The organism is Paraglaciecola sp., from assembly GCF_051252315.1.
GTDB lineage: Bacteria > Pseudomonadota > Gammaproteobacteria > Enterobacterales > Alteromonadaceae > Paraglaciecola.
In genome coordinates, this window is record NZ_JBPOFP010000143.1 from 1 (window position 1) to 10,306 (window position 10,306).

The window sequence follows — 10,306 nt, forward strand, 5'->3', positions numbered from 1 at the left end:
CGGTTACATATGTTGTCTCCAGATGATTTATTGTCGGGTTTACAAAAGGCTTTGTTAACTGGATCTAATAACAATAGTGATTCTAATACTAATTCTAATACGGATTGCACTCACGCCAACACCAACGCTCAGACTCTTACCTTAAATGACAATAACAACGCTTTAGCCGCGGCTATTCGCCAAGCCTATCCCGCAGCGTTAATCGATGAGTTTCAAGATACTGATCCTGTGCAGTTTGATGTGTTTAGCGAAATCTATTCGAATCCAACTGACCTTAAACAAGAATTTGGCCAACCACATTCTAAACAACAGCTTAATCAAAACTTATGCTGGATAATGATTGGTGATCCCAAACAAGCTATTTATGCTTTTCGTGGCGCGGATATATTCACTTACATAGAAGCAAAAAAACGCATCGATCCAACACGCCATTTCACATTAGCAACCAACTGGCGATCTGCTCCTAAACTTGTACAAGCAATTAATCATCTATTTGAATCAAGCGCGAAAGGTTTTTTGTTTGAAAACAACATTCCATTTTATCCGGTGTCTGCGGGTAAAAATGTGCAGGGTTTTGAAGTACAAGGTCAAGTTATTCAAAGTTTACACTTCGAACACTATTGTGATCAGAACTCACCCATAGTTGCAGCGAGTGCCGCCCAACCTATTTTGGCCATAAACATGGCTAATCAAATTAGTAAGTGGTTGAGTTTAGCTAATCAAGGTCAAGCGAATATAAATGGTAAACCTGTTAGCGCAGGAGATTGTTGTGTATTAGTGCGGACTAGATATGAAGCAGACATAGTTAAGTTAGCGTTAGCTGAGGTGAATGTAGACAGTGTTTATTTGTCTCGTTCCAGTGTTTTTCAAACCGACATAGCCAAAGATCTATTCCGATTGCTTAAAGCAATGAGCCAACCAAGCGAAGAGAAACTGTTAAAAACAGCGCTAATGAGTGAATTATTTTCGTTAAATACCGAGCAACTGGATGAATTATTTAATGATGAACTAGTTTGGCAAAATGTACTGGAACAAAGATTTTTATGGTTTCAAGCTTGGTCTAAACAAGGTGTAATGCGCGCCTTAAAGTTAGCTTTTAATTTTTTTAATGTTGAACAAGAGCTGCTCGCTAATTTTAAAGACGGATTAAGGCGTATTACTGATCTGCAACATTTGGTTGAGTTGTTACAACAACAAAGTTTGCAGTTGGTAGGGGAGTCTCAGCTAATTCATTGGTTCGAGGCGAGCATACTTGAGCCTGATGCAAATAGCGAAAGCCAACAAATGCGCCTTGAAAGTGACTCAAACCTGGTGCAAATCATCACCTTACATGCATCTAAAGGTTTAGAGTTTCCTTTAGTATTTATTCCTTTTGCTGCAGATTATAAAGTCAGTAAAGATGCGATTTATCACAACCAAAATGAAGCCCTTGAGGTTGATTTTTTGCAACAAGATACATCTTTGTTTAAATCAGAATTCGAGCGTTTAGCTGAGGATATTCGTTTACTATACGTAGCAGTTACCCGAGCTGTGTATTATTGCCAAATTGGACTTTGGAACAATGCTTTAGGTAAAAATAAGAAAGTATCAGGTTTTAGCCAGTCTGCTATAGGCAATATATTGTTGTCTGAAAGTGAACCTGCTGATGCCGAGGTAAATAGCACAATTAGTAATGATCATATCGCTCAAAGATTAATGCAATTAGCCCAAGAGCATGATGTGTCTTATGCTCGCTTCTCAGAGATCCCACCATTAACTAAGTATGTAGAGTCAAATAAACAAGACTTGCAACAGCTAAGTTGCCTAACACTTAATAGCCCTGTCACTCGTTCTTGGCGACTAACAAGTTATTCTGCGATTAGCCGCCAGCAAATCCATCTTGATGTACCAAGTCCTGGCTTAGATGAAGGTCATGATCACGATACCAATATCGAAACTAGTCCAGAGAGCAATTATTTATTGTCAGAGGAAATGAATGAACTAGTTCAATCACCTTTTACGTTTGAAAGAGGTGCTAATGCAGGTTCTTTCTTACATGGTGTGTTAGAGAATTTGGATTTTCAAAATCTAGATAATATGCCCGAAGTGATTGAAAAGCAGTCCATTAAGTTTTCAATTGATACAAGTTGGTTTGAATGTCTGCAAACTTGGTTAACGGATGTTATTCATGCGCCTATTAGCTTCTTGAATAAAGATAATCCTCATGTGAGCGGCAATGCAAAACAACTTTCACTTTCTGCTTTATCTAGTCAGCAAGTTAAAGTTGAAATGGAATTTTATATGCCTTTACATCAAGTACAAGTTGAAGATTTTAACCAAGTGATAAACGGGTTTTATCCTCAATACCATAGGCATTATCAGTTCGATGATCTTAACGGCATGATTAAGGGATATATCGACCTAATATTTGAATTTGAAGGCAAGTTTTTTGTAGCAGATTATAAATCAAATCACTTAGGTGAGTCTTTTAATGCCTATGATGAAGTGGCAATGCAACATTGTATGACCGAGCATGATTATCACCTACAGGCCATACTTTATACTTTGGCACTACATAGGTGGCTTAAAAATAGATTATTGGATTATGAGTATTCAACCCACGTAGGTGGCGCCTATTATTTGTTTGTAAGAGGCATGACAACCCAACAGGTCTCTAAAACTCCATGCGCTAATGGGGTCTATTTTATGAAACCAGAACAGGCCCTAATTGAAAATCTAGATAGGTTGTTTAGCGGTGATGCTAGTCAAATATCATTAAATCAGCATCAAGATAATAATGCTGAAACTGAACAGCAGGGGCAACTAGGTTTATGGTAATTGAAAACGACAATCCTTCACTTGCTCCGGTTAATGAAGCTCTAGACAATTGGCAAAGTATGTTGGAGCTGTTAATTAGTTCGCGGATATTCAGAGCAATTGACGGCGCGTTTGCAGATTTTGTCTACCAACAAGAAGCAAGTTTACCTGCAAAAGTGAGAGTGTGTATTAGCTTAGTTGCAGGTTTTGTTAGCAAACAAACCGGAGAACAACATACCTGTGTAGAATTAAATCAAGTCACTTTATTCAAGTTTCCAGGTTACCTAATGCCATCTCAAACTGAGTTGTTTGCTTATTTACAGCAAGCCAATTGTGTACAGGTATTAACCGACCAAAGTCTGACAACAAATGAATTAGCAAAACCACTCATTGTTGAAAATAACAAAATTTACCTTCAACGATATTGGCAATATGAGGTTCAGTTAGCAGATATTATTCAAAAGAAATCAGCAGAGTTTCATGGATTAGACTTAGAACTTGCCAAAAATTTATTAGCTGAACTTTTTCCTAGCCACAAACAAACAAGTGAAGATCCAATAGACTGGCAAAAAGTGGCAGTGGCTTTGGCTGCTTGTCAAAAGTTTAGTGTCATAAGTGGCGGACCGGGTACGGGGAAAACCACCACGGTGACAAAACTGTTGGCGTTGCTGCAAGGTGTTGCTGCAAAGCAAAATAAAGTATTAAACATCCAACTAGTTGCACCTACAGGCAAAGCGGCTGCTAGGCTAACTGAATCAATTAGTGGAGCCAAAGCAAAACTGCCCGCGGTATTGCAAGCTAACCTGCCTGAACAGTGCCAAACAATCCATAGATTGCTTGGTGCTAAGCCCATGAGCCCATATTTTAAGGCAAATACATCGAATCCATTACATCTTGATGTTTTGGTGTTAGATGAAGCTTCTATGGTCGACTTGCCCCTAATGACAAAGTTGTTTTGTGCATTGCCCGAGCATGCTCAGGTGATCTTGTTAGGTGATCAAAATCAATTAGCATCCGTTGAAACAGGTAGCGTGTTAGCCGATATTTGCCATGTGGATCTTGAGCAGAGTAAAGTTGTTAACAATGGCCTTTCTACCTACAGCACCAGTATGTTAGAAAAGTTGAATAGTTTGATTGACGAGTTACCAGAATCTAGTCCAAACGACACTTCAAGTAAGACAATCAATGGCCTACAAGATAACCTGGTTAATCTGGTTAAGAGCCATAGGTTTAGCGACGAGAGTGGGATAGGGCAGTTAGCCCAATCTATTAAACAAGGTGATTGTTTAATGGTGAATAAGCTACTAAAAGAAAAAGCACTGACCGATATCCACTGGCACAAAATTGTGCAACAAGGCGAACAAAGCCAGTTAAAAAAAGTAGAAGAGCAAATATTAAAACAGCTGATCAGTAAACTTTTACCAGTGTTTAACCTGTATGTTAAAGCGATTAAGCAAGGAGACATACGACTAGCCTTTAATTGTTTGCATCAGCAACAGGTATTATGTGCCCAACGCACAGGATATTGGGGCGTTGAACAGTTAAATAACTTAATTGAAAATGAATTACATAAACAAGGCCTGATTGATAAAACCCGAGACTTTTATCTTGGTCGGCCAATTATGCTGAACAAAAATGACCACCAACTAAAACTATTTAATGGTGATATAGGTATTGTGATGGGTGATCCGGAGCATGCCGATCTCATAAAAGTTTGGTTTATTACCCCTGAAGGAAATGTAAGAGGCTTGCTGCCAAGTCGTTTACCATCTCACGATACCTTATATGCTATGACTATTCATAAAAGCCAAGGCTCAGAGTTTGAATCTGTTTATTTGTGTTTACCTGTAGTAAAGAATCAAACTGCGGCGCGAGGTTTAAGCAGAGAGTTGCTTTACACGGGCCTAACTCGAGCTAGAAAACACTTCTATTTGTATGCACAACCTCAAGCACTCACATTAAGTTTAGAACAACAATGTATTCGAAGTAGTGGCTTGGCCGATAGATTAAATAATTTTAGCGGCTTGTAGATTGTAGATTTTAAAGGAGAGCAATTTAGGTGACAGAAGTATAACTAACATGACTAAACAAAACACACCGTCAGATTGGTTGCCTCTGCAAGACATGTTGCGCAGTATTATAAGTGATCATCCTAATGGTTTATCAGAATACGAGCTGTTAAAAATCTTACAATCACCCGCTTATAAAGTATTTTCCCAGCTCGACCTACAAAACCCTTTGGTATTATTCCAAACCCATTTTATTGTATTTAATGCTCTTTATCACTTGCGAGACAGCTTAATAAAAGAGCAACTTGGTTTGTTACAAATTGATTGTATATGTATTCAAATTAAACCTTGGGTCGCTGGCATCCCTGGCCTCAAGGCTCAAGATAAACTTCGCGAGTATTATCTAAATTGGCAACATTTATCAGACACTGACCAACAGCAAGTAGAAAATTTACTGGATAGTTTTTGGCAGAGTTTAACTTGGAGAAAGTCTAAACAAACATCGTCAATATCAATTGAACAAGCTTTGCAGTTACTAGAATTAGCAGAACTAGTGGATCTAGTCCCCCTTAAAAAACAATATCGTAAAATGTTACACAAGCATCACCCTGACAAGGGAGGGGATAATGAGCACACGCGTTTATTACATCAAGCGTTTGAGAGTTTACGAGTATATTGCTAATCAGGCTCTTATCTTATAAAAGAGCCTAAATAACCTGAGCCTGGGATTAGCCGAGCCTCTCGATAACGCTCTTTTTGTGCCTAGCGGCGTTGAATTGTCTAGCAATAACACGTTATTACGTACGACAATCCGCCTTGCTATACACGAAAAATTTCGTCATCGAGTCACCCTTAATCCGAACATAGCTAGGGGGATATTTGTAAGCATTTGAATTCTAGTTAAACTCAATTTTAAACGACACTCATTATCCCGAGTTCAGGTTAATTAGTTAAATTTTATTTTGAGTTAGCATCCCAAACTTTTCCAGAAGATGTGCCATCTTTTGCTGGGTTAAACACTTCAACGGCCATAACCTGATACGTTGGGTCATCACTTGCGTTAAAGTTATTCATATCAGGAATTATCCAACCGCTGTCAGCCCATGCTTTAACGTGGTCAGCAAAAATGATTTTACCTTCTTTACCTAGTGGCTGTTGCTCGTTAGGTTTACTCCAATATTGGTAAAAGGTTGAGGTACTATTGATCGACGGTTTTTGCTCGCGAATAGAACGATAAGTCGAATATTCAATCCCATTACTCACAAACTTTTTACCAAACACTGCATTTTGACTAGGATCCCAAGTCCATCTTTGCAATATGTAGTATTCAACTAAGTGCGAGGGATCGTCTTTAGGCATATTCTTATCGTAGCCCCAGCCGTAAAGGGTGACAAAGTTAGCTCCACTATCTTCATCAAATCGGTAACCTATGATCCTGTCGGTGTCTCCAAAATGCCAACCCGGACCGCCAACATAGTTATAGCCGCCACCTTGCCAACTGACACTAAAAGAGCCATCTGTATCCATGGTTAATGAAGCGGCACCGCCGTCTTTCCAATGGGTAAAGAAAAAATCACCTATGTGACCGGTAGCGTGATTATCAGTGATCTTAGTCTTATTGTTATATTGTTGAGTGTATGCCTTGAACTTATCAATGGATAAACTTTTAGTAGCAAGGTTTTGCTCGGTTTGAACGGTAGTGTTGTTGCTATCACAAGCATTAAATAAACCCGCCATAAATACAATTGTGACTATTGAACCTAATGGTTTTCTCAAGATAAACTCCTTAAAGTGACAGGCCCTAAAACTGGTAGACCTTAAAACGGATAGACCTTTAATATACTTAGCCAGCTAACTTCGATTGGCTAAATCTTAAATTGAATATTTCCAGATATGCCACTTAAGTACCATTACGTTTTTGGTTTATCATCTTAATTTATCTGTGCAGAAAGACCGTATAGATTGTTTTTTTAACTTTAAGCAGCTTAAACAGGGCTGTATTTAAGCAGAACCTTGGTTTCTAATAAAAGACTATGTGAAAATTGTTCTTTTCCATGATTTATTCGAGCTCTTGATTAACCTCTTGATTTGATACCTTGCCTGTTTGCATATCAAAGTTATCGTAGAAACTCGGTAAAGACAGGCTACCATTTACGTCTACATGTTTAATTCGGCTAATGTTTTTCTAATATACTTTTTAAATACTCGTTGCTTTTTAGTCTGCCATTGGCTTTTCTTTGAAAGCAGATACAAACGTTTTCTGGGCAGGTTACTATCTGCTAAAACTGAAATAAAGTCGCCACTATCTAGCTCGTTTTGAATAGAAACATCTAACATCAAGCCAATCCCTAAACCTGCACTGGTTAATTGGAACACGGCTTCGATATCATTTGTTGAATGTGATACAGAGTTGGTGTAATCAAAATTTTTCTTGTTTAAAAAGGCTTTTAGTTGCCCTGCGGGATTTAGTTCAGAAATAAGTATTAACTTAGCATTGCCTAGTTTGGAGAAGCTCTTTGGTATTCCATGTTCTTGTATGTAATTTGGCGTAGCGCAGGCAATTAGCTGTGTTTCAAATAAGGGCATAGCAACCACAGAGTTACTGTCAGTTGGCTGGCCCAACCTAAAGGAAAAGTCAATATCCTTGTCATAAAGGTCTTCTAGTTCATCACTAAAACGAATATCAAACTTAATCAAAGGGTTGATGTTTACAAAACCAGATAGCGCATCAAAAACTCTAGAGCGGCACAAAGCTTTAGAAAGCGTAATTGATATTATGCCACTTATTGCTTCTTGATTTGATAATAGCTCTTCTTCTGCTTGATATATTGACAAAAGTATCTCTTTGCATTTTGGATAAAATAGTTTTCCTGCCGCTGAAATTTCTAGCTTTTTATGTGACCGATGAAAAAGTTGTACTTGTAAACGCTCTTCTAATTGCACTAGTTGCTTACTGATCGCGGGCACTGATAGATTAAGTACTGCTGCGGCTTTTGTGATACTTCCTTTTTCAAAAACAGTGATAAACGTTTGATACTGAGTGAGCTTTGACATTGTGTTAACTCTATTGGTTTTGATTTCTATTTAGTTAATCTAAGGCTTACTATTATTCAATATATATTAATCTACGCTGGCTATATAGTTCAACATGTTCTATTTAAATGTATTAACAGGAGAAAGAAATGATTGAACTTAGCAAAACGAGTGGAACTATCTCAGTACCAGTAAACACAGTATTTAATTATGTTACCAATATGGATTATTACGGCGATTGGTTTCCAGGCGTGCAAGGGATTAAGTCAAAAAATAGTCTTCCTCATGCTAGCGTTGGAAAAACTTATTCAGAGACCTTGCTTCTTCCTGATGGTGAACACGAATTAACCATTGAAGTTGTAAAATGTGAAACTAATCAGTTTTTCTTAACTAAAGGTAATTTAACTGGGGTACTGCCTCAAATGACAATTAAATTTGAGGCTGATGAAGAAAATAAGAGTCGTATAGAATTGCAATACCATAGTAGGAGTTCAACATTAACTGAGAGCTCTGATATTATCGTCGCGTTAAAAAAAGATCTAACTGATAGAGCTTCTAAAGGTATATCGAATTTACAGACAATATTAGAAGAGAAAGCTTAATAAAGTCCCCTTAACGAGTAATCCCAAAATTTGTAAGTGGTTTCAAAGCGCTTAGTACATTCATCTATGTAGATAATGGATCTGTTAGGTTTATACCTTAATGTGCGTGATATAAACCTAACAAGGTCGTTTTTAAGCCACTAACTTTTGCATGATAGATTCGAGTTCTTGATTCGCTTCTTGATTTGATACCTTACCTGTTTGCATATCAAAATTATCGTAAAAACTCGGTATAGACAGGCTACCTTTTACGTCTCCAGCAAAGTAGGGTGCTGATGTCACAGCGCTGTTTAATACGTTTTTAGCGCCGCCTGGTCCAGGCGAACTTGCTAGTAATACCATAGCTTTGTTCTGAAACACTTTTTGATTGATACGTGACATCCAGTCAAATATATTTTTATAGGCAGAGGTATAAGAACCATTGTGTTCTGCAAAAGAAATTAGAATTGCATCAGATTGGCTAATCTTTTCATAAAGGCTTTCAGCTAACGGGTGAATACCATGTTCATTTTCTTTGTCAGAGCTGTAAATCGGCATTTCAAAATCATTAAGGTCTAACAACTCAACTTCAGCTTCTACTAGCTGACTCGCGTAATTGACTAAATTTTTGTTAATTGACTGGCGGCTGTTACTGGCTGCAAAAGCTAATAATTTCATTGTTCGGCTCCTTATTAAGTTGAAACCATTATAAATAGTTTTATTATTTGATATACGTGTAAAATGGATAATTATTATTTCCATATGACTTGTTATGGCGTTTGTAAAATGACCTTGGCAATTCTTTAATGCGGTAAAATTAAGGTGCAGGTAAAGTTCAAGATGAAGGCAAAGATGAAGGTGAATAATTGTGGATTATGAACGTACTTATGATTCGGGTTTATTTGACGGCGTTGCTTTGTTTGTCATTTTAATCGATCAAGGTAGTTTTACTAAAACAGCGCTTGTTACTGGGCATTCAACCTCTCATATTAGTAAACAACTGAATAAATTGGAGGCTAGAGTCGGGATCCGTTTACTGAATAGAACTACGCGAAACTTGAGTTTAACCGCTGAAGGAGAAGCGTTTTATTTGAGGTGTCAAAAGATTGTGGATGAAACACAGCAAGCAACTGGGGCTTTGTTAGGTTTGCAAGATGAACCTATGGGAACGCTTAAAATAAGCTGTCCTGTGAGTTTAGGCTTATCTACACTCAGACCGCTTATTTCTGATTTTATGACTGAATATCCAAAGATATATATTGAGCTAGAACTTAATGATCGCAAGGTAGACATAATATCTGAAGGCTTTGACTTAGCCATAAGGGCATCACGAAAATTAGACGACTCTAGTTTGGTCAGTCGACGTATCTTAAAATCTAATTCAATGGTGATTGCCTCACCGAGCTATATCAAAAAATTTGGTGCGCCTAATCATCCTAGGGAGTTAATTGAGCATAAAACCATAAGTTACAGTAATTTAAAGCAACCTAATGTTTGGGAGTTTATTGATCTGGATGGTAGCCAAATTTCGGTAAAAGTAGATAGCCACATTTTAACCAATAGTGCTGAGATGGAAATTGCCATGTGTATTGATGGAAAAGGCATTACCCAAATGCCGAGCTTTAATTTAGGACAAGAAATCCAACAAGGTCAATTAGTTGAGTTGTTTAAAGAGTATAAAAAACAACAGATTGAAGTGCATTTGGTTTACCCAAGTAGAAAATATATGCCGTCTAAAGTGCGTTGTTTTATCGATTATGTAGTGAATAATTTAGCTTAATTACTGCAGCACATTTATGCTTGTGTGATTGTTTGAGCATTGCTTGATTAATGTCCCAATACTTGGATCAAAATCTATTGTGTTTACTTGCTGGTTTTCTCTAGTTT

8 protein-coding genes are annotated in these 10,306 nt (G+C 37.6%); 5 read left to right on the forward strand and 3 right to left on the reverse strand.

The window, feature by feature from the left end:
- The 3 genes from ACSHXM_RS19200 to ACSHXM_RS19210 all read left to right on the forward strand — a co-directional run.
- Nucleotides 1–2,817, forward strand: a 2,817-nt coding sequence (locus ACSHXM_RS19200) for a 3'-5' exonuclease (RefSeq protein ID WP_435691545.1), incomplete at its 5' end; no start/stop codon positions are given.
- On the forward strand, nt 2,811–4,826 hold the full coding sequence (recD, locus tag ACSHXM_RS19205; RefSeq protein WP_435691547.1) for an exodeoxyribonuclease V subunit alpha: 2,016 nt from the start codon (nt 2,811–2,813) through the stop codon (nt 4,824–4,826). The genes ACSHXM_RS19200 and recD, both read left to right, overlap by 7 nt.
- A gap of 49 nt (nt 4,827–4,875) precedes the next feature.
- The gene (locus ACSHXM_RS19210; RefSeq protein ID WP_435691549.1) at nt 4,876–5,487 is read left to right on the forward strand and encodes a DNA-J related domain-containing protein; all 612 of its coding nucleotides are present in this window, start codon (nt 4,876–4,878) and stop codon (nt 5,485–5,487) included.
- Between the two features lie 275 nt (nt 5,488–5,762).
- On the opposite strand, the gene ACSHXM_RS19215 is transcribed toward ACSHXM_RS19210, so the two are convergent.
- Together ACSHXM_RS19215 and ACSHXM_RS19220 are read right to left on the reverse strand one after the other, a co-directional pair.
- Nucleotides 5,763–6,581, reverse strand: a complete 819-nt coding sequence (locus ACSHXM_RS19215) for a glycoside hydrolase family 11 protein (protein ID WP_435691551.1) — start codon at nt 6,579–6,581, stop codon at nt 5,763–5,765.
- A gap of 381 nt (nt 6,582–6,962) precedes the next feature.
- Nucleotides 6,963–7,859 carry a LysR family transcriptional regulator gene (locus tag ACSHXM_RS19220; RefSeq protein ID WP_435691553.1) on the reverse strand — a complete coding sequence of 299 codons (897 nt, stop codon included), beginning with the start codon at nt 7,857–7,859 and terminating at the stop codon, nt 6,963–6,965.
- A 128-nt stretch (nt 7,860–7,987) separates the two neighbouring features.
- On the opposite strand from ACSHXM_RS19220, the gene ACSHXM_RS19225 reads away from it, so the two are divergent.
- A complete protein-coding gene (locus ACSHXM_RS19225) occupies nt 7,988–8,440 on the forward strand; it encodes a hypothetical protein (RefSeq protein ID WP_435691555.1) in 453 nt (150 codons plus the stop codon).
- A gap of 132 nt (nt 8,441–8,572) precedes the next feature.
- On the opposite strand, the gene ACSHXM_RS19230 is transcribed toward ACSHXM_RS19225, so the two are convergent.
- Nucleotides 8,573–9,097 (reverse strand): NADPH-dependent FMN reductase, encoded by a 525-nt coding sequence (locus ACSHXM_RS19230; protein WP_435691557.1) that lies wholly within the window; start codon nt 9,095–9,097, stop codon nt 8,573–8,575.
- Between the two features lie 190 nt (nt 9,098–9,287).
- Between ACSHXM_RS19230 and ACSHXM_RS19235 the strand changes: the two genes are divergently transcribed.
- Nucleotides 9,288–10,199, forward strand: coding sequence for a LysR family transcriptional regulator (locus ACSHXM_RS19235; RefSeq protein WP_435691559.1), 912 nt, complete (start codon nt 9,288–9,290; stop codon nt 10,197–10,199).
- Nucleotides 10,200–10,306: the final 107 nt, after the last annotated feature.

Excerpts from the sequence above, each read along its gene's own strand:
- recD (WP_435691547.1), top strand. The coding sequence starts at position 2,811 with ATGGTAATTGAAAACGACAATCCTTCACTTGCTCCGGTTAATGAAGCT.
- ACSHXM_RS19210 (WP_435691549.1), top strand. The coding sequence starts at position 4,876 with ATGACTAAACAAAACACACCGTCAGATTGGTTGCCTCTGCAAGACATG.
- ACSHXM_RS19220 (WP_435691553.1), bottom strand. The coding sequence starts at position 7,859 with ATGTCAAAGCTCACTCAGTATCAAACGTTTATCACTGTTTTTGAAAAA.
- ACSHXM_RS19225 (WP_435691555.1), top strand. The coding sequence starts at position 7,988 with ATGATTGAACTTAGCAAAACGAGTGGAACTATCTCAGTACCAGTAAAC.
- ACSHXM_RS19230 (WP_435691557.1), bottom strand. The coding sequence starts at position 9,097 with ATGAAATTATTAGCTTTTGCAGCCAGTAACAGCCGCCAGTCAATTAAC.